19 protein-coding genes are annotated in these 19,272 nt (G+C 73.0%); 11 read left to right on the plus strand and 8 right to left on the minus strand.

Going from position 1 to position 19,272, the window contains the following annotated elements; translation table 11 throughout:
* Positions 1-32: 32 nt before the first annotated feature.
* Genes cobM through cobC form a run of 6 tightly spaced genes read left to right on the plus strand, consistent with a single transcriptional unit; the run spans position 33 to position 6,350 of the window.
* Positions 33-851: a precorrin-4 C(11)-methyltransferase gene (cobM, locus tag ACFYO5_RS00360; protein WP_388702554.1), complete on the plus strand. Its 819-nt coding sequence runs from the start codon at positions 33-35 to the stop codon at positions 849-851.
* Positions 848-2,098, plus strand: coding sequence for a precorrin-6y C5,15-methyltransferase (decarboxylating) subunit CbiE (gene cbiE, locus ACFYO5_RS00365; protein WP_388702556.1), 1,251 nt, complete (start codon positions 848-850; stop codon positions 2,096-2,098). The genes cobM and cbiE overlap by 4 nt, the downstream gene beginning before the upstream one ends.
* Positions 2,095-3,777, plus strand: coding sequence for a precorrin-3B C(17)-methyltransferase (gene cobJ, locus ACFYO5_RS00370; RefSeq protein ID WP_356568154.1), 1,683 nt, complete (start codon positions 2,095-2,097; stop codon positions 3,775-3,777). Before cbiE ends, cobJ begins: the two co-directional genes overlap by 4 nt.
* A complete protein-coding gene (locus tag ACFYO5_RS00375; protein ID WP_388702559.1) occupies positions 3,774-4,376 on the plus strand; it encodes a precorrin-8X methylmutase in 603 nt (200 codons plus the stop codon). The genes cobJ and ACFYO5_RS00375 overlap by 4 nt, the downstream gene beginning before the upstream one ends.
* Positions 4,373-5,305 carry a sirohydrochlorin chelatase gene (locus ACFYO5_RS00380; RefSeq protein ID WP_388702561.1) on the plus strand — a complete coding sequence of 311 codons (933 nt, stop codon included), beginning with the start codon at positions 4,373-4,375 and terminating at the stop codon, positions 5,303-5,305. The genes ACFYO5_RS00375 and ACFYO5_RS00380 overlap by 4 nt, the downstream gene beginning before the upstream one ends.
* On the plus strand, positions 5,295-6,350 hold the full coding sequence (cobC, locus tag ACFYO5_RS00385; RefSeq protein WP_388702563.1) for an Rv2231c family pyridoxal phosphate-dependent protein CobC: 1,056 nt from the start codon (positions 5,295-5,297) through the stop codon (positions 6,348-6,350). The genes ACFYO5_RS00380 and cobC overlap by 11 nt, the downstream gene beginning before the upstream one ends.
* Before the next feature lie 58 nt (positions 6,351-6,408).
* Here the strand turns inward: cobC and ACFYO5_RS00390 are convergent, their stop codons facing one another.
* From ACFYO5_RS00390 to ACFYO5_RS00410, 5 genes are all read right to left on the minus strand, one after another.
* Positions 6,409-7,338: an SCO1860 family LAETG-anchored protein gene (locus ACFYO5_RS00390; protein ID WP_388702565.1), complete on the minus strand. Its 930-nt coding sequence runs from the start codon at positions 7,336-7,338 to the stop codon at positions 6,409-6,411.
* A gap of 122 nt (positions 7,339-7,460) precedes the next feature.
* Positions 7,461-8,558, minus strand: a complete 1,098-nt coding sequence (locus tag ACFYO5_RS00395; protein ID WP_388702567.1) for an amidohydrolase family protein — start codon at positions 8,556-8,558, stop codon at positions 7,461-7,463.
* 14 nt (positions 8,559-8,572) lie between these two features.
* Positions 8,573-9,361 carry an amino acid ABC transporter ATP-binding protein gene (locus ACFYO5_RS00400; protein WP_356568142.1) on the minus strand — a complete coding sequence of 263 codons (789 nt, stop codon included), beginning with the start codon at positions 9,359-9,361 and terminating at the stop codon, positions 8,573-8,575.
* Positions 9,358-10,194 (minus strand): amino acid ABC transporter permease, encoded by an 837-nt coding sequence (locus ACFYO5_RS00405; RefSeq protein WP_356568140.1) that lies wholly within the window; start codon positions 10,192-10,194, stop codon positions 9,358-9,360. Before ACFYO5_RS00405 ends, ACFYO5_RS00400 begins: the two co-directional genes overlap by 4 nt.
* On the minus strand, positions 10,191-11,042 hold the full coding sequence (locus tag ACFYO5_RS00410; protein WP_388702570.1) for a transporter substrate-binding domain-containing protein: 852 nt from the start codon (positions 11,040-11,042) through the stop codon (positions 10,191-10,193). The genes ACFYO5_RS00405 and ACFYO5_RS00410 overlap by 4 nt, the downstream gene beginning before the upstream one ends.
* A 174-nt stretch (positions 11,043-11,216) precedes the next feature.
* On the opposite strand from ACFYO5_RS00410, the gene ACFYO5_RS00415 reads away from it, so the two are divergent.
* From ACFYO5_RS00415 to thpD, 5 genes are all read left to right on the plus strand, one after another.
* Positions 11,217-12,317 (plus strand): pyridoxal-phosphate-dependent aminotransferase family protein, encoded by a 1,101-nt coding sequence (locus ACFYO5_RS00415; protein WP_388704658.1) that lies wholly within the window; start codon positions 11,217-11,219, stop codon positions 12,315-12,317.
* 449 nt (positions 12,318-12,766) lie between these two features.
* A complete protein-coding gene (gene ectA / locus ACFYO5_RS00420; protein WP_388702572.1) occupies positions 12,767-13,276 on the plus strand; it encodes a diaminobutyrate acetyltransferase in 510 nt (169 codons plus the stop codon).
* A 97-nt stretch (positions 13,277-13,373) separates the two neighbouring features.
* Complete coding sequence (gene ectB / locus ACFYO5_RS00425; RefSeq protein WP_388702574.1) at positions 13,374-14,645, plus strand: diaminobutyrate--2-oxoglutarate transaminase; 1,272 nt, start codon at positions 13,374-13,376, stop codon at positions 14,643-14,645.
* Between the two features lie 46 nt (positions 14,646-14,691).
* Positions 14,692-15,096, plus strand: a complete 405-nt coding sequence (locus ACFYO5_RS00430) for an ectoine synthase (RefSeq protein WP_388702576.1) — start codon at positions 14,692-14,694, stop codon at positions 15,094-15,096.
* Positions 15,097-15,103: 7 nt separating this feature from the next.
* Positions 15,104-16,006, plus strand: coding sequence for an ectoine hydroxylase (thpD, locus tag ACFYO5_RS00435; RefSeq protein WP_388702578.1), 903 nt, complete (start codon positions 15,104-15,106; stop codon positions 16,004-16,006).
* A gap of 156 nt (positions 16,007-16,162) precedes the next feature.
* Here the strand turns inward: thpD and ACFYO5_RS00440 are convergent, their stop codons facing one another.
* The 3 genes from ACFYO5_RS00440 to ACFYO5_RS00450 form a co-directional block, all read right to left on the minus strand.
* Positions 16,163-17,215 carry an aminotransferase class V-fold PLP-dependent enzyme gene (locus tag ACFYO5_RS00440; protein ID WP_388702580.1) on the minus strand — a complete coding sequence of 351 codons (1,053 nt, stop codon included), beginning with the start codon at positions 17,213-17,215 and terminating at the stop codon, positions 16,163-16,165.
* Between the two features lie 128 nt (positions 17,216-17,343).
* Positions 17,344-18,060, minus strand: coding sequence for a DsbA family oxidoreductase (locus tag ACFYO5_RS00445; RefSeq protein WP_388702581.1), 717 nt, complete (start codon positions 18,058-18,060; stop codon positions 17,344-17,346).
* Positions 18,061-18,663: 603 nt separating this feature from the next.
* Positions 18,664-19,272 (minus strand): DUF1349 domain-containing protein, encoded by a 609-nt coding sequence (locus tag ACFYO5_RS00450; RefSeq protein ID WP_388702583.1) that lies wholly within the window; start codon positions 19,270-19,272, stop codon positions 18,664-18,666.

Here is a 19,272-nt window from a genome sequence, read left to right on the forward strand (position 1 = left end):
CACCCCACCCCGTCATGAGAGGACCCGAACCCATGACCGACGCCCCCACCGGCAAGGTGACCTTCGTCGGCGCCGGTCCCGGCGCCGCCGACCTGCTGACCTTTCGTGCCGCGCGCGCCATCGCCGAGGCCGACGTCGTGATCTGGGCCGCGAGCCTGGTGCAGGCGGAGGTCCTGGAGCACGCGCGCGAGGACGCGGAGATCCTCGACTCGGCGACCATGTCCCTGGAGGACGTCGTCGCCGTCTACCGGCGGGCCCGGCGGGACGGCATGAAGGTGGCCAGGATCCACTCCGGCGACCCCGCCCTCTGGGGCGGTACGCAGGAGCAGGTGGACCGCTGCGACGAGATCGGCATCGACACCGAGATCGTGCCCGGGGTGTCCTCCTTCTCCGCGGTCGCCGCGCTCGCCCGGCGCGAGCTGACGATCCCGGAGGTCGCGCAGTCGGTGATCCTCACCCGGCTCGGCGGCGGCAAGACGCCGATGCCGCCCGGCGAGGAGGTGCGGGAGTTCGCCAAGCACGGCACGACCATGGCGGTCTTCCTGTCGGCCGCGCGCAGCGGGCAGCTGGTGCGGGAGCTGCTGGAGGGCGGCTACCCGACGTCGACGCCCGTCGTCATCGCCCACCAGGCCACCTGGCCGGAGGAGCTGATCGTGCGGTGCACGATCGAGACGCTGGAGGAGACGGTCAAGGAGCACAAGCTGTGGAAGCACACGCTGTTCCTGGTCGGACCGGCGCTCGCCGCGCACGGCACCCGCTCGCACCTGTACCACCCCGGTCACTTCCACGGCTACCGCAAGGCCGACCCCGAGGCCCGCAGGGCCCTGCGCGAGCGGGGTGCCAGTACGTGAGCCGTCCGATCACCGTCGTCGGCGCGGGGACCGGGGCGCCCGTTCCCGCGGAGGTGACGGCGGGCGCGGACCTCGTCGTCGGCGGGCGGCGGCATCTGGACGCCGTGGCGCTGCCGGAGGGCGTGGAGCGGATCGTGCTCGGGCCGCTGGCGTCCGCGCTGGACGCCGTCGAGAGGTACGTCGCCGACGGACGGCGGGTGGTGGTGCTGGCGTCGGGCGACCCCGGGTTCTTCGGGATCGTGCGGGCGCTCGCCGAGCGGTTCGGGGCGGAGCGGCTGGAGGTGGTGCCGGGGGTGTCCTCGGTCGCCACGGCCTTCGCTCGGCTGGGGCTGACCTGGGAGGACGCCGTCGTCGTCAGTGCCCACGGGCGGGACCCGCGGACGGCCGTCCAGGTGTGCCGGGCGTATCCGAAGGTGGCCGTGCTGACCGGGCCCGGTGCCGGGCCCGCCGAGCTGGGTGCCGCGCTGGCCGGGACCGCTCCCGGCCGGGTGCTCGTCGTCGCGTCCGCGCTGGGCGACCCGGCGCGTGAACGCGTGGAGCGGGTCACGCCCGCCGAGGCGGCGGCCCGCGACTGGGGGCCCGCGGTGAGTGTCGTCCTCTGTCTGGACGAGGCGCGGACGCCGGGTCCGGTGCGGACGCTCGCGGGGCCGGCGCGCCGGCCCGCCGGGTGGGCGCTGGACGAGGGCGACTTCGCCCACCGCGACTCGATGATCACCAAGTTCGAGGTGCGGGCGCTGGCCCTGGCCCGGCTCGGGCCGCGCCCCGGTGACCTGGTCTGGGACGTGGGCGCCGGCTCGGGGTCGGTGGCCGTGGAGTGCGCGCGGCTGGGCGCCGCCGTCAGCGCCGTGGAGAAGACCGCGGACGGTGTCGGCCGGATCCGCGCCAACGCCACCGCGCACCAGGTCGACGTCCACGTGGTGCACGGCAGCGCGCCGGACGCGCTCGACGGACTCGACGATCCCGACGCGGTGTTCGTCGGCGGCGGCGGGCGGGAACTGCCCGCCATCGTCGGCGCGTGCGCGCGTCGGGCCCGGCGGACCGTGGTCGTCGCGATGGCCGCGCTGGACCGGGTGCCGACGGCGCGGGCCGCGCTCACGGACGCCGGGTTCGCCGTGGACGGCGTACTGCTCCAGTCCTCGCGGCTGGCGCCGCTGCCGGGGGACGTGACCCGGCTGGCGGCGACCAATCCCGTGTTTCTGCTGTGGGGGTCCAGAACCCCCGTCCCTGAAGAAGGAGTCACTCAGTGATCGGCCTCATTTCCGCCACCGCGGCGGGGGCGGCGGCACGCGACCGGCTGGCCGCGGCGTGGCCGGACCGCACGCGCGTGTACGACGGTCCCGTCGGGGACGCCGTCCGGCGGGCGTTCGCCGAGTGCGAGCAGCTGGTGTGCTTCCTGGCGGCGGGCGCGGTGGTACGGCTCGTGGCGCCCCTGCTGTCCGACAAGGCGTCCGATCCGGGTGTGGTGTGCGTCGACGAGGCGGGCCGGTTCGCGGTCCCGCTGGTCGGCGGGCACGCGGGCGGCGCCAACGCACTCGCCGGCGAGGTGGGCGAGTGGCTGGGCGCGGTGCCCGTGGTGACGACGGCTACGGACGCCGTCGGCATCCCCGGTCTGGACACCCTCGGGCTGCCCGTGGAGGGCGATGTCGCGGGCGTGACGCGGGCCCTGCTGGACGGGGAGCCGGTCGCGCTGGACGCGGAGGTGGCGTGGCCGCTGCCGCCGGTGCCGTTCGCCGGGCGGGGCGCCTACACGGTGCGTCTGACGGACCGGGCCGTGGAGCCCGGTGACCGCGAGGTGCTGCTGCGTCCGCCGTCCCTGGTCGTCGGCGTCGGCGCGTCCCGGGGGGCGCCGGCCGGGGAGATCCTCGACATGATCGAGGGCGCCCTGCGGGACGCGGGGCTGTCCCCCCGCAGTGTCGCCGGACTGGCCACCGTCGAGGCCAAGGCGGACGAGCCGGGCATCGTGCGGGCCGCGGCCCGGCTCGGGGTGCCCGTCGTGACGTACTCCGCCGAGGAGCTGGCCGGCGTGGAGGTGCCGAACCCGTCCGCCGCGCCGCTCGCCGCCGTCGGCACGCCCTCGGTCGCCGAGGCGGCCGCCCTGGTCGGCGGCGGTGAACTCCTCGTACCCAAGCGCAGGTCGGCGGATGTCCCGGCGACGGCGACCTGTGCCGTGGTACGGCGGCCCGTTCGCGGCCGGCTGGCGGTGGTCGGGCTCGGGCCCGGCGCCCGCGACCTGCTCACGCCGCGCGCGAGGGCCGAACTGCGGCGCGCCTCGGTGCTCGTCGGGCTCGACCAGTACGTCGACCAGATCCGTGACCTGCTGCGGCCCGGCACCCGGATCCTGGAGTCCGGGCTCGGCGCGGAGGAGGAGCGGGCGCGCACGGCCGTCGCCGAGGCCCGGCGCGGGCACGCCGTCGCGCTGATCGGCAGCGGGGACGCCGGCGTGTACGCCATGGCCTCGCCCGCGCTCGCCGAGGCGTCCGACGACATCGACGTGGTGGGCGTGCCGGGGGTGACCGCCGCGCTGGCCGCCGCGGCGATCCTGGGCGCGCCGCTGGGCCACGACCACGTGTCGATCAGCCTGTCCGACCTGCACACGCCGTGGGAGGTCATCGAGCGGCGGGTGCGGGCGGCGGCCGAGGCGGACCTGGTGGTGACGTTCTACAACCCGCGCAGCCGGGGCCGGGACTGGCAGCTGCCGAAGGCGCTCGCCATCCTCGCCGGGCACCGGGAGCCGACGACGCCGGTGGGTGTCGTGCGCAACGCCTCCCGGCCGGACGGGACCGCGCGGGTGACGACGCTCGCGCTGCTCGACCCGGCGACGGTGGACATGATGACGGTCGTGACGGTGGGCAACACCGCGACCCGGGACATCGCGGGCCGCATGGTGACGCCGCGCGGCTACCGCTGGCAGGAGGAGCCCAAGTGAACCGTGTGGTCCACCCGATCGAGCAGGAGTCCTTCCGGCGGCTGCGCGCCCGCCTCGACACCTCGCACCTCGCGCCGCTGACGCGGGCGGTGGTGGAGCGGGTCATCCACTCCGCCGCCGACCTGGAGTACGCCGACGACCTCGTCATGGACGAGAGCACGCTGGAGAAGGCGCACGCCGCGCTGCACGCCGGGGCGCCGGTCGTCGTGGACGTGGAGATGGTGGCCGCCGGCATCACCCGGCGGGAGACCGTCTGCCGGCTCAAGGACGCCGTGGCCGGCCCTGGGCTGACCCGTTCCGCGCACGCGGTCCGGCTGGCGTACGAGCAGGTCGGGCCCGGTGCCCTCTGGGTGATCGGCTGCGCGCCGACGGCCCTGGAGGAGCTGCTCGCCCTCGACGTCTCCCCCGCGCTCGTCATCGGCCTGCCCGTCGGTTTCGTCGGTGCGGCGGAGTCCAAGGCCGCGCTGCGCGAGAGCGGCCTGCCCGCCGTGAGCAACGTCTCCGAGAAGGGCGGTTCGGCGGTCGCCGCCGCCGCGCTCAACGCCCTGCTGTACACCCCCCTTTCGCACCCCGACGCGCACCCCGAGGAGAAACTGTGACCACCCCGCCGCCCGCCCTGCTCATCGCCGGCCATGGCACCCGCGACGACGCCGGAGCCGAGGCGTTCCGCGACTTCGTCCGGGAGTTGGGCCGCCGCCACCCCGAACTGCCCGTCGCGGGCGGTTTCATCGAGCTGTCCCCGCCGCCGCTGGGCGAGGCGGTGACGGAGCTGGTGGAGCGCGGCGTACGGCGGTTCGCGGCCGTACCGCTGATGCTGGTGTCCGCGGGGCACGCCAAGGGGGACATTCCGGCGGCGCTGGCCCGTGAGAAGGAGCGGCACCCGGGGATCTCCTACACGTACGGCCGCCCGCTGGGCCCGCACCCGGCGTTGCTGAACGTGCTGGAGCGGCGGCTCGAGGAGGCGCTGGGCACGGCGGGGCGCACGCCCGGGGACCGGGCCGACGTGACCGTGCTCCTGGTGGGGCGCGGGTCGACGGACCCGGACGCCAACGCCGAGGTGTACAAGGCGGCCCGGCTGCTGTGGGAGGGGCGCGGGTACGCCGGTGTGGAGACCGCGTTCGTGTCGCTGGCGGCGCCGGACGTGCCGAGCGGCCTCGAGCGGTGTGTGAGGCTCGGCGCGCGGCGGATCGTCGTCCTGCCCTACTTCCTGTTCACCGGGATCCTGCCGGACCGGGTACGGGACCAGACGCGGGACTGGGCGGCCGCGCACCCGGAGGTAGAGGTGCGGTCGGCGGACGTCATCGGGCCCGAGCCGGAGCTGCTGGACCTGGTGATGGAACGGTACGCGGAGGCCGTCGAGGGCGATCTGCGGATGAACTGCGACTCCTGTGTGTACCGCATCGCGCTGCCCGGCTTCGAGGACAAGGTGGGGCTGCCGCAGCAGCCGCACTTCCACCCCGACGACGAGGGGCACGACCACGGTCACGGCCACCATCACGGAGGGCACGCGCATTCCCATGCACACTGACGGGCACGATCTGCGCCACCACGGTGACGCGGAGGTACGCGACGACGGCTCGGCGCTGGTGGACCTCGCCGTCAACGTGCGCGCGGACACGCCGCCCGCGTGGCTGCGCGAGCACATCGCCGCGTCCCTGACCGGACTCGCCGCCTATCCCGACGGGCGGGCCGCGCGGGCGGCGGTGGCGGCGCGGCACGGGCTGTCCGTGGAGCGGGTGCTGCTGACGGCGGGCGCGGCGGAGGCCTTCGTGCTGCTGGCCCGCGCCCTGAAGGTGCGCCGGCCCGTCGTGGTGCATCCCCAGTTCACGGAGCCGGAGGCCGCGCTGCGGGACGCCGGGCACAGCGTCGACCGGGTGCTGCTGCGGGAGGAGGACGGCTTCCGGCTCGATCCGGCGGCCGTCCCCGAGGACGCCGACCTGGTGGTGATCGGCAACCCGACGAATCCGACGTCGGTGCTGCACCCCGCCGCCACGATCGCCGGGCTCGCCCGGCACGGGCGGACCCTGGTCGTCGACGAGGCGTTCATGGACGCGGTGCCGGGCGAGCGGGAGGCCCTGGCCGGGCGGACGGACGTGCCGGGCCTGGTCGTGCTGCGCAGCCTGACGAAGACGTGGGGGCTGGCGGGGCTGCGTGTCGGCTACGTCCTCGCCGCGCCGGGGATCATCCGTGAGCTGGAGCGGGCCCAGCCGCTGTGGCCGGTGTCCACGCCCGCGCTGGCGGCGGCGGAGGCGTGCGTGTCGCCTCCGGCGCTCGAGGAGGCGGAGCGTGCGGCGCGCCGTGTGGCTGCCGATCGGGGGTATCTCGTCGACGGGCTCGCGGAGTTCGCGGGGTACGGGGTGCGGGTGGCCGCTCCCGCTCAGGGGCCGTTCGTGTTGGTGCGGGTGCCCGGGGCGGGGGCGGTGCGGCGGGAGCTGCGTGCTCTCGGGTACGCGGTGCGGCGCGGGGACACGTTTCCGGGGCTGGGTGAGGAGTGGCTGCGGATCGCCGTGCGGGACCGGGACACGGTGGACGGGTTTCTGCGCGCGGTCGGGGTGGTGGTGGGGGCGGGGTGACGCCCGGGGGGCGTGTCTCGCTCCCGGCGCCCCTTCCCGCGCCCCGGTCCTGCGGACCTCAGCCCCGGCGTCGCGTCCGGACCACCGCTCCCGCACCCGCCGCCAGCAGGACCACCGCGCCGCCCGCGACGTACGGCGTCGTCGAGCTGCCGCCGGTCTCCGCGAGGCCGGACTGCGCGGGGGCGCCCTGTGCCTCGACGTCCTCGACGTCCCCGACGGGCGCGGCGTCCTGGACGGGCCCGGCACTCGACGGAGCCTCCTCGCTCCGCGCCGCCGGCGTCTCACAGGCCGCCCCGGCGAGGGTCACCGTGCCCGTGACCTCGGCGACGTTGAGGTTCGCCGGGTCGATGGCGACCGTCAGCCGGAGCGCGGTCGCGGCGGCCGTGCGGGACGTCGTCTCGCGTTGCCCGAACTCCAGCCGGACCTCGCCGACGCCCGGCACCTTCACGTCGGTGGGCCCGCCGGCCGACAGGGAGACCCGCTTGCCGAGGACGGTGACCGCGCCGATCGGGCTGGAGGTGGCGACCGGGGCCTTCCCCGCCTCGCAGACGGCCTTGGAGGAGACGGCCTCGATCTCGACGAGGGAGAGGAGAGGCAGGCCGGGCACGTGCAGCTCGGCGTGGGCGAGGCGGGCAAAGGCCTCGGCCCTGCCCCCCTCGACCGTCGCCCGCGACTCGGCCACGTCCGCGCGCAGCACGTTGACGGGACGGCCGCCGTCGACGCCGTCGAGTTCGACGGTCAGCGCGGTCCTCTCGGCGCTGCGCGGCGCGCGTACCTCGTTCAGGGAGGCGGCGAGGGGCAGGTCGACGGTCTTGTCGAGCAGGGCGACGTCGAGGGCGGTGCGCAGCACCACGGCACTGGCGTTCCCTTCCTCGGTCGCGTGCGCGGTGGGTGCGCCGGCCAGCGTCGCGGGACCGGCGGCGAGGGCGGTGGCGGCCAGTACGGTGGCGCACCGGCGTGCGGGCATGCGGAAGGTGTAGCCGTTCAAGGTGGGGGACCCCCAGAGAGACTGCTTGGGACGTCGAAAGGATGTCGCACCGCCGCCCGTTCGACAGCGCGCTCACCCGAGTTCACCCCAACGTGGCGCATCCGCACACGCCTTCGATCGGTTCAGCCCACGATCCGCCCGTTGAGCACCACTCGTGACGGCGCCGCCAGCACCCGTACGTCCGCCCGGGGATCCTGTTCGTAGACCACGAGGTCGGCCGGGGCGCCCTCGGTCAGGTTGGGGCGGCCGAGCCAGGTGCGGGCGGACCAGGTCGTCGCGGCCAGGGCCGACAGCGGGGGGATGCCGGCCCTGACCAGTTCCGCGACCTCCGCGGCGACCAGGCCGTGGGGCAGGGTGCCGCCCGCGTCGGTGCCGACGAAGACCGGGATGCCGGCGTCGTAGGCGTTGCGGACGGTGTCGTAGCGGCGGGCGTGGAGGCGGCGCATGTGGGCGGACCAGGTGGGGTACTTGGCCTCGCCCGCGTCCGCGAGCTGCGGGAACGTCGCGATGTTGACCAGGGTCGGGACGATCGCGACGCCGCGGGAGGCGAACAGGGGGAGCAGATCGTCGGTGAGGCCCGTGGCGTGCTCGACGCAGTCGATGCCCGCTTCGACCAGGTCGCGGAGCGAGGACTCGGCGAAGCAGTGGGCCGTCACCCGGGCGCCCAGACGGTGGGCCTCGGTGATCGCCGCCTCCACCACGTCCCTCGGCCAGCAGGCCGTCAGGTCGCCCGCCTCGCGGTCGATCCAGTCGCCCACCAGTTTCACCCAGCCGTCGCCGCGGCGGGCCTCCCGGGCGACGTGGGCGACGAGGCCGTCCGGCTCGGTCTCGTGGGCGTAGCCGCGGAGGTAGCGGCGGGTGCGGGCGATGTGCCGGCCCGCCCGGATGATCTTCGGGAGGTCGTCGCGGTCGTCGACCCAGCGGGTGTCGGAGGGCGAGCCGGCGTCGCGGATCAGCAGGGCCCCGGCGTCGCGGTCGGTGAGCGCCTGCTTCTCGGCGACGTCGGCGTCGACCGGCCCGTGGGCGCCGAGGCCGACATGGCAGTGGGCGTCGACCAGGCCGGGCAGCGCCCAGCCGGCCACCGTGCGGATGTCACGGGCGCCGGCGGGGCGGTCGTGGGAGACGCGTCCGTCGATCACCCACAACTCGTCACGGACCTCGTCCTCGCCCGGTCCGGTGAGGACCCTGCCCTTCACGTGCAGCACCGTGTCGTCGCTCATGCACGGCACCTTAGTCAGGCGTCGCCGCCCACCCGGTCCGAGGTCTCCTCCACCTCGGCCATCGCCGGGTCGAGGAGGCGGGAGAGGAAGTGGCGGGTGCGCTCGTGGCGGGGGGCGCCGATGACCTGTGCGGGCGCGCCGTCCTCGACGATCACTCCGCCGTCCATGAAGACGACCCGGTCGGCCACCTCGCGGGCGAAGCTCATCTCGTGGGTGACGACCATCATGGTCATGCCCTCCTGCGCGAGCATCCGCATGACCGCGAGGACGTCGCCGACCAGTTCCGGATCGAGTGCCGACGTGGGCTCGTCGAAGAGCATCACCTGGGGGCCCATGGCCAGTGCGCGGGCGATGGCCACACGCTGCTGCTGGCCGCCGGAGAGGGAGGACGGGTAGGCGGTCGCCTTCTCCGACAGGCCGACCCGCTCCAGGTTCTCGGCGGCGACACGGCCCGCCTCGGCCTTGCCGCGCCGGAGCACCCGGCGCTGCGGCAGCGTCAGGTTCTCGGTCACCGTCAGATGCGGGAAGAGGTTGAACTGCTGGAAGACCATGCCGACACGGCGCCGGGCGGCGTCGATGTCGACGTCCGGGTCGGTCAGTTCGACGCCGCCGACCACCACCTGCCCTTCGGTGGGCTCCTCCAGGAGGTTCACGCAGCGCAGCAGCGTCGACTTGCCCGAGCCGGACGGGCCGATCACGCAGACGACCTCGCCCTGGCCGATCTCCAGGTCGATGCCGCGCAGCACCTCGTTGTCGCCGAACGACTTGTGCAGACCGCGGACTTCGATCTCCGGTCGGCTCATTTCACGGCCTCCTGGGCCTTGGCCTCCATACGGCGCACGACGAAGCCGAGCGGGATCGTCACCAGCAGGTAGCACAGGCCGGCGACGAGGATCGGTGTGGAGTTGGCGGTCGTACTGGCCAGGTCGCGGCCGTACTTGGACAGTTCGCGCTCCTCCAGGGTGACGCCGAGGAACAGCACCAGCGAGGAGTCCTTGAACAGGAGCACGAGTTCGTTGGTGAGCGGCGGGAGGATGATGCGGAACGCCTGCGGGATGATGATCGAGATCATGGCGCGGGCGGGCGAGAAGCCCAGCGACCGGGCCGCCTCCATCTGCCCCTTGGGCACCGCCTGGATGCCCGCGCGGATCGTCTCCGCCATGTACGCCGCCGCCACCAGGCCGAGGGCCAGGGCGACCTTGCCGTAGGTGCCGCCGACGATCTCCGTGCCCGGGAAGGCCAGTGGCACGGCGACGCCGATGAAGATGAAGATCAGCAGGGCGGGCAGGCCGCGGAAGATCTCGATGTAGATGCCGGCGAGCCAGCGGTAGGGGCCGACGGAGGACAGCCGCATCAGTGCGACGACCATGCCGAGGGCGAGTCCGACGACGAAGCCGGACAGGGTGTAGAGCACGGTGTTCTTCAGCGCCAGCGTGATGACGTCCGGGAACATCTGTCGGGCGATGTCCGCCTGCGCGAACTGGTTCTGCAACCGGTCCCAGTCCGCCGACGCCGCGAAGGCGACCAGGGCGGCGACGAAGACCACGTACTGGACGCCGCGCGACAGCCTGCGCTTCTGGCTCCTCCTCAGCCCTTTCCTGCGGGGCGGGGCCTCAAGCTCGGTGGTGTCACTCATGAGGCGGACGGGGAGGCCGCGGACGCGTCGTACGGGCCGATCCACTGCTCGTAGAGCTTCTTGTACGTGCCGTCGGCCTTGGCGTCGGCGATCGCCTTGTTGATGGCCCCGACCAGCTTCGTGTTGCCCTTCTTCACCGTGAAGCCGTACTGCTCACCGGTGTTGAGGTTGTCGACGACCTCGAAGGCGTCCGCGTTGGCCTTGTCCTTCAGCCAGCCCTGGACGACCGGGTAGTCGATGACGACGGCCTTGACCTGGCCGGTGCGCAGGCCGTTGAGGACGGCGTCGGAGGACTCGAAGGAGACCGGGTCGAAGCCCTGCTTCGTCACGTAGTCCTCGCCCGTGGTCTGCGCCTGCGCGCCGAGCTTGACGTTCTTGGACTTGATCTCCGCGAGGGAGTTCACCCCGGCGTCCTTGTTCACCAGGACGGCCTGGGTGGCGTCGAAGTACGGGTCGGAGAAGTCGACGTTCTTCTTGCGCTCCTCGGTGATGGTCATGCCGGCCGCGGCCAGGTCGCACTCGCCGGAGTTGAGGAAGGCGCCGGTCTTGAAGTTCTCGAACGGCGTGTCGAGGACTTCCTGCTTCACGCCGAGGTCCTTGGCGACCAGATCGATCACGGAGACGTCGAAGCCCTGCACCTTGCCGTCGATCTCCGACTGGAACGGCGGGTAGGGCAGGTGGGTGCAGGTGGTGAGCTGACCCGCCTTGACCAGCTCCACACCGCCCGCGGCGGTCTTCGAGCCGCTGCCGCCGTCGTCGCTTGAGGTACAGGCGGCCACGAGCATGAGCCCGGCCGTAGCGATGGTGGCGGCCAGGACACGGGTGCGACGCCCGAGGAGCGTGTTCACGGCGGGCCTTCCTGTGGGAGAACTGTAGGTTCCGATTATAAGGAGAAGTTTGAGGCTCTCAAATCAAACCGTTGACAGCGAGGCCCTTCGGACTGAGAAGTCGCCGGTCCGGGGGGTCGGGATCACGCCGGTTACTCTCGTCACCCTTACCCCGTGAGTGAAGAGAGCACCGCCGTGAATCACCCCTTCCTTGATCTCGCTCCGCTGACCGCCGCCCGGTTCGCCTCCGTCGAGGACCGGGTGGCACGGCTGCTGGACACCCGGCAGGACGTCGTGATCACGCAGGGCGAGGCGCTGCTGCCGCTGGAGGGTGCGATCCGCGGGACGGCCGGGCCGGACACCACCGCGCTGAACGTGATCACCGGCCCGTACGGGCAGACCTTCGGGGACTGGCTGCGCGACTGCGGCGCCACGGTGATCGATCTGGCGGTGCCCTTCCACACGGCGGTCACCGCCGAGCGGATCCGCGCCGCCTTCGCCGAGCACCCGGGGATCGACTTCGTGTCGTTGGTGCACGCCGAGGCGGCCACCGGCAACACCAACCCGGTCGCGGAGATCGGCGAGGTGGTGAAGGAGCACGGCGCCCTGTTCTACCTGGACGCCGTGGCCTCGGTCGGCGCCGAGCCCGTGCTGCCGGACGCCTGGGGCGTCGACCTGTGCGTGATCGGCGCGCAGAAGGCGATGGGCGGGCCGGCCGGCGTTTCGGCGGTGTCGGTCAGCGAGCGGGCGTGGGCCCGGATGGCGGCGAACCAGAAGGCGCCGCGCCGCTCCTACCTGTCGCTGCTGGACTGGAAGGAGCGGTGGGTCGACGGCGGCCGCAAGGCGCTGCTGCACGCGCCGGCGCAGCTGGAGATGCTGGCGCTCGAGGCGTGCCTGGAACGCATCGAGGCGGAGGGGCTGGAGACGGTGACGGCCCGGCACGCGTCCGCCGCCGCGGCGACCCGCGCGGGTGTCCTGGCGCTGGGGGGCGGCCTGGAGCCGTACGTCCGCGAGGCGCGCGAGGCGGCGCCCGTCGCCACGACGCTGCGGACGCCGTCGGGTGTCGTCGCCTCGGAGCTGGTGGCCCGGGCGCTGGCGAGCGACCCGGCGCTGCCGCTGGCCGCGGGCGGGGGTGCGCTGGCGAAGGAGATGATCCGGGTCAACCACTACGGGGCGGACGCGACGCCCGGCGCGGTCCGGGGCAGCCTGACGGCACTGGGCTCGGCGCTCGCGGAGAGGGGCCTGGACGTGGACCTGACGGGCGCACTGCGGGCCGCGGAGCAGGCCTGGCGGTGAGGGTCGCCGGACCGGTGCGACCGACGGACGGTGGCGGTGGGGACCCGGTGCGACCGACGGAGGGTGGCGGTGGGGACCGGCGGGACCGTGGCGGTGGGGACCGCCGGATTCGCGCGACCGGCACCCCGGCCACGCGAGCATTCCGCGGGAGCGCATCGACGGGGTTACCGGCCGTTGAATTAGAAGTAATTCCGAAGCCGCTTTCTCGTTGCCTTTTCCTCACCTATTCCACGAATGGCTTCCCGAGTTCTTCTGCCCGGATCTCCCGCGCCCAAACGCAGAGATTTCGGAGCGCATTGCGTACGCGTGACGCATTGCACAGACGGGACGTTATGCCCGCTTATGGGCGGTGCATAAGCGGGCATAACGGAACCCGATCACGGGTGCATCACCAAACCGCCGTCACCTCTCCATGCATTTCCGAAAGCCGCTCGGTAAGTTCAATCCGCATGACTGCCACACAAGCAGACCTGCGGATCGACCGCCCTTCGGTGGCGGACGGGGCCGCTCTCTGGCGTATCGCGAAAGAATCCGGGACCCTCGATCTGAACTCGTCCTACAGCTATCTGCTGTGGTGCCGGGACTTCGCCGCCACCTCGGCGGTGGCGCGCGCCGAGGACGGCGAACCGGTCGGTTTCGTCACCGGGTACATCCGCCCCGAGGCACCCGAGACGCTGCTCGTCTGGCAGGTGGCGGTCGACGACGCGTACCGCGGCCGGGGCCTGGCCGCCACGCTGCTCGACGCGCTGACCGACCGGGTCGCCGCCGAGCACCCCCTCGCCACCGTCGAGACCACGATCACGCCGGGCAACACCGCCTCGGAGCGGCTGTTCACCTCCTACGCCGCCCGGCACGGCGCGGACGTCACCCGGGAGGTCCTGTTCGGCACGGACCTGTTCCCGGACGGCCCGCACGACCCCGAAGTCCTGTACCGCATCGGCCCGTTGACCTCGGCCTGAGGCGGCATCCCCGGCCGCCCCGGCCTTGCCCGTCGCCCACCTCCGCACGACTCCCCCACCGCACGACTCCCCCCACCGCATCGAGGAGCGTTTCGCCGTGACCATCACCCAGCCCGACCTCAGCGTGTTCGAGACCCTGGAATCCGAAGTGCGCAGCTACTGCCGTGGCTGGCCCGTCGTCTTCGACCGGGCGCAGGGCAGCCGGATGCACGACGAGGACGGACACCAGTACCTCGACTTCTTCGCCGGTGCCGGGTCGCTCAACTACGGCCACAACAACCCGGTGCTGAAACGGGCGCTGATCGACTATCTGATGCGCGACGGCGTCACCCACGGGCTCGACATGTCGACCGTCGCCAAGCGGACGTTCCTGCAGACCTTCCAGGACCTGGTGCTGCGCCCCCGTGACCTGCCGTACAAGGTCATGTTCCCGGGTCCGACCGGCACCAACGCCGTGGAGTCCGCGCTGAAGCTGGCGCGGAAGGTGAAGGGGCGCGAGGCGATCGTGTCGTTCACCAACGCCTTCCACGGGATGTCGCTCGGCTCCCTCGCCGTCACCGGGAACGCCTTCAAGCGGGCCGGGGCGGGCATCCCGCTGGTGCACGGCACACCGATGCCGTTCGACAACTACTTCGAGGGCCAGATCCCGGACTTCCTGTGGTTCGAGCGGCTCCTGGAGGACCAGGGCTCCGGGCTCAACAAGCCGGCCGCCGTGATCGTCGAGACGGTGCAGGGCGAGGGCGGCATCAACGTGGCGCGCCCGGAGTGGCTGCGGGCGCTGGCGGATCTGTGCGAGCGGCAGGACATGCTGCTGATCGTCGACGACATCCAGATGGGGTGCGGGCGCACCGGCGCCTTCTTCTCCTTCGAGGAGGCGGGGATCACCCCCGACATCGTCACCGTGTCCAAGTCCATCAGCGGCTACGGCCTGCCCATGTCGCTGTGCCTGTTCAAGCCCGAGCTGGACGTGTGGGAGCCGGGCGAGCACAACGGCACCTTCCGCGGCAACAACCCGGCGTTCGTCACGGCCACCGCCGCGCTGGAGACGTACTGGGCCGACGGCTCGGCGATGGAGAAGCAGACCCGCAGGCGCGGCGAGCAGCTGGAGCAGGCGCTGATCTCGATCACCGAGGAGAACCTCGCCGACATCAAGGAGTACCGGGGCCGGGGCCTGGTGTGGGGCCTGGAGTTCCACGACAAGGGGCGGGCCGCACGGGTGGCGCACCGCGCCTTCGAACTCGGACTGCTGATCGAGACGTCCGGGCCGGAGAGCGAGGTCGTCAAACTCCTGCCGGCGCTCACCGTCACGCCCGAGGAGCTGGACGAGGGCATGAGCGTCCTCGCCCGCGCCGTACGGGAAACCGCCTGACCCCTCGGGCGACAGACACCACCTATATAGGAGGCATCGCGACACCGTGATCGTCCGTTCGTTCAAGGAGATCGAGGGCACCGACCGGCACGTGAGGTCGGCGTCCGGCACCTGGGAGAGCAAGCGCATCGTCCTCGCCGGGGAAAGGGTCGGATTCTCGCTGCACGAGACGATCCTGTACGCCGGCACCGAGACGTCGATGTGGTACGCCAACCACGTCGAGGCCGTGGTCTGCGTGGAGGGCGAGGCCGAACTCACCGACCACGAGAGCGGGCTGACGCACACCGTCACGCCCGGGACCATGTACCTCCTCGACGGGCACGAGCGGCACACGCTCCGTGTCAAGGAGGACTTCCGCTGCATCTGCGTGTTCAACCCGCCCGTCACCGGACGGGAGGACCACGACGAGAACGGCGTCTATCCCCTGCTCACCGAGCCCGAGGAGGTGTGACATCACCATGACCACTGTCACCCGCACCCACATCACCGATCTGTACCCCAGCCGCGGCGCCACCGAGGTGACCGTCCCCCGCCAGGACCCGGTCGTCTGGGGCGCCCCGGACGCGCCCGGCCCGTTCGAGCCGCTCGACCTCCATTCGTTCGAGCGGGACGGCTTCGCCTCCGTCGACCAGCTCCTCACGGACGACGAGGTCGCCGTCTACAAGCGGGAGCTGGACCGGCTGGTGGGCGATCCCGCGATCCGGGCCGACGACCGGTCGATCGTCGAGCCGAAGACCCAGGAGATCCGCTCCGTCTTCGAGGTGCACCGGATCAGCGAGGTCTTCGCCCGGCTGGTGCGCGACGAGCGGGTCGTCGGGCGCGCCCGGCAGCTCCTCGGTTCGGACGTGTACGTCCACCAGTCGCGGATCAACGTCAAGCCCGGCTTCGGCGCCTCCGGCTTCTACTGGCACTCCGACTTCGAGACCTGGCACGCGGAGGACGGTCTGCCGCGGATGCGCACGGTGTCCGTGTCGATCGCGCTGACCGAGAACCACGACACCAACGGCGGTCTGATGATCATGCCGGGGTCGCACAAGACGTTCCTGGGCTGCGCCGGCGCCACCCCGAAGGACAACTACAAGCAGTCGCTCCAGATGCAGGACGCGGGCACGCCCTCCGACGCGGCGCTGACCGACATGGCGTCCGCGTACGGCATCAAGCTGTTCACGGGCCGGGCCGGTTCGGCGACCTGGTTCGACTGCAACTGCATGCACGGGTCCGGCGACAACATCACGCCGTTCCCGCGCAGCAACGTCTTCATCGTGTTCAACAGCGTGGAGAACGCGGCGGTGGAGCCGTTCGCGGCACCCGTGCGGCGGCCCGAGTTCATCGGCGCCCGCGACTTCACGCCGGTGCGCTGAGCACACGCCCGCCGGGACGCCGAGCACACGCATCCCGATGCGCCGAGTTCGCCCGCCGGGACGCCGAGCACCGGTGCGCTGAGCACACGCCCACCCGGCGCCGAGCACACGCACCCCGGTGCGCCGAGCGCTCCCGGCCCGGCGCACCGGACGCGCTCAGTCCGACAGCGCGTCCAGCAGCCGGTCCACGTCCGCCACCGTGTTGAACAGGTGGAAGGCGGCGCGCAGGTTGCCCGCGCGGTTGGAGACCTCGATGCCCGCGCGGCTCAACTCCGGCTGACGGGACCCCAGTCCGGGCACCGAGACGATCGCCGAGCCGGGCGCGGGCACGGGCTCGTGGCCGAGTGCCGCGAGCCCGGCCCGGCACCGGTCGGCGAGGGCCAGGTCGTGGGCCTGCACGGCGGCGACACCGAGTTCCTCGATCAGCTCAAGGGAGCGGCGCAGCCCCGCGTAGGTGAACAGGGCGTGACTCAGGTCGAACCGGCGTGCGGAGTGGGCCAGTTCCGCGACGGGGCCGTAGCAGCTGTCCCACGGCACCTCGGCGGCGACCCAGCCGGCCAGGACCGGCGCGAGCCCGCCGAAGTCCTCCGGGACGACCAGGAAGGCGGCCCCGTGCGGGCCCAGCAGCCACTTGAAGGACACGGCGACGGAGTAGTCGTACGCGCCGGCGTCCATGGGCAGCCAGCCGGCGGACTGGGAGAAGTCGACGTACGTGCGTGCTCCGTGGGTGCGGGCCGCCTCGCGCAGGGCGGGCAGATCCGCGATCCGTCCGTCGGCGGACTGCGCGGCGCTGACCGCGACGAGCGCGGTGCCGGGCCGGACGGCCTCGGCGATCCGCTCCAGCGGGACCGCGCGGACCTTGAGGTCGCCGCGGACGTGGAAGGGGTTCAGCACCGAGGTGAAGTCGTCCTCGGCGGTGAGGACCTCGGCGCCCGCCGGCAGCGAGGCGGCGATGACGCCGGTGTGCGCGGCGACCGAGGCGCCGGCCGCGACCCGGGTGACCGGGACGCCGGCGAGCCGGGCGTAGGCCGCCCGGCTCGCCTCCACGTCGTCGTACAGCGGGGTGAGAGGCCTGCCCGCGGCCCGCAGCAGCGCCGCCTCGTGCAGGGCGGCGACGGTGCGGGCGGGCAGCAGTCCGTTGCTCGCGGTGTTGAGGTAGGTGTTCCCCGGAGTGAACTCCGCGCGGACGAGAGTCTCGAAGGTGTCCATGGCTCCACTCTGCGGCGCGGCGAAGTAAAAGTCCATTGCGCGTTTTTGCGCCACTTCCCCAAGGATCGCTTATAGCTGGGCGGTTGCCTGCGCTTTCGCCCCGTGCCGCGGTGGAGCGCCGCGGCTTCTCAGTGCTGCGGCACCGCGCATCCGTCCGGGCCGCAGGCCCCGGCATCGCCCTGGTCGACGAGGCGGAGCGGGGAGCGCTCGCCCCACGCCTGGGTGAGCGCCTGGGCGAAGACCTCGGCAGGCTGGGCGCCGGAGACGCCGTACTTGCGGTCCAGGACGAAGAAGGGGACGCCGTTCGCGCCGAGCTGGGCGGCCTCGCGCTCGTCGGCGCGGACCTCGTCGGCGTAGGCGGCCGGGTCGGCGAGGACCGCGCGCACCGCGTCGGCGTCGAGGCCGGCCTCTACGGCCAGTTCCACGAGCCGTTCGTCGCCCTCGCCGAACAGCGAGCGCTCCTCGGCGAAGTTGGCCCGGTACAGAAGCTGGATCAGCTCGTCCTGGCGGCCCCGCTCCTTGGCGAGGTGCAGCAGGCGGTGCATGTCGAAGGTGTTGCCGTGGTCGCGGTCGCGGGTGCGGTAGTCGAGGCCCTCGGCGGCGGCCTGGGCGCCCAGGTTGTCCTCGCCGGCCTGGGCCTGGGCCTCGCTCATGCCGTACTTCTCGGTCAGCATGGCCAGCACGGGCTGGACGTCGTCCTTGGCGCGGCCGGGATCCAGCTCGAAGGAGCGGTGCACGACCTCCACCTGGTCACGGTGCGGGAAGGCGTCGAGCGCCTTCTCGAAGCGGGCCTTGCCCACGTAGCACCACGGGCAGGCGATGTCGCTCCAGATCTCGACGCGCATGTCTCGGCTCTCTCCAGGTCGTGCGGGTACGGAGACTCCCTCCGGCTTTATGTGAACGTTCAAGCGGCCGGGCTGATTCCCCGCTCACCGGAACGTGTGAGTCGAGCAGGGCCGTGCCCTGGCCGTCGGCACGCCACCGCGCCACGCACGCCGCGTGCGGCGCGGTACCGGCGCGGGCGGGCGGCCGGGGCCGGCGTGGCCGCGGAAAGGCCCGCCCGTGTCCGCCGGTACGCCCTCGGGGTGCGGAACGGGGGGACGCCGATGATCCGGCCCTCCTCGACGACGCACGGCACCTGCCCGTCGGGCCGCGCGACGGCCCCGCACGGGCGGCGAGCCGGTCGGCGCCGTCCCCCGGCATGCCCTCCGGGCGGGTACGTCGCGCGGGCACAGGCGTGCGGCGCGGCGAGGTCTCCGCCTCGGCGGGCACGCCCGGTACGGATCGCTCGCGCCGCCGACGTACGTCCCGCGCGCCGCCGACGTACGTCCCGCGGTCACCCGCCGTTCGGCCACGGTCACCGATCACGCCCCGCAGGACGTGCCCGCGCCCGCGGCACGGTTCCCGGGAGGCCCCGTACGGTGCGGTGTGGACGCGGACGGCCCCGGTCAGCTGCCGTCGCGCAGGTCGTCCGGCCAGCTCGGTCGGAACTCCAGGTGGTCGTACGTGACGACGCACCCCTCCCCCATCGGCGCCTGCGCCATGAAGCCGACGAGGGCCGCGCCCGTCTCCTTCTCGTCGCCCAGCGTGAACAGCCGGACGAAGATCCAGTGCCGGCCGTCGCGGGAGGCGTGGAAGGCGAAGGCGCGGCCGGTCCGGCTCACCCGGAGCCAGACCGAACTGCCGTCGACGGTGAAGGAGTTGGCGTCGTCGGAGTGGCCCCGGGTGACCACCGTGCAGACGGTGGGCACGTCCGGGGAGTACTCCAGGCAGAGCTTGGCCCAGGCCCGCTCGCCGACGTGGACGTACAGCACCCCGGCGTCGAAGCCGCCGTTGAAGCCGACGGTCACCCGGGCGATGAACTGGAAGTCGCCCTCGGGCGCCCCCAGCAGCCGGGGCGCGTCGGCGGCCGGGTCGAGCGCTTCCGCGGTGGGCGACACGAACCGGTCCTGGCGCGGACCGGCCCAGGCGGTGAGGACCCCGTCCTCATAGCTCCAGTGCCCGTCCGGCCCGTAGGTGCGCAACGGGAACGGGAGTTCGCCGATTTCGAGGTCCAT

It is taken from the genome of Streptomyces sp. NPDC006259, assembly GCF_042870975.1.
Classification (GTDB): domain Bacteria; phylum Actinomycetota; class Actinomycetes; order Streptomycetales; family Streptomycetaceae; genus Streptomyces.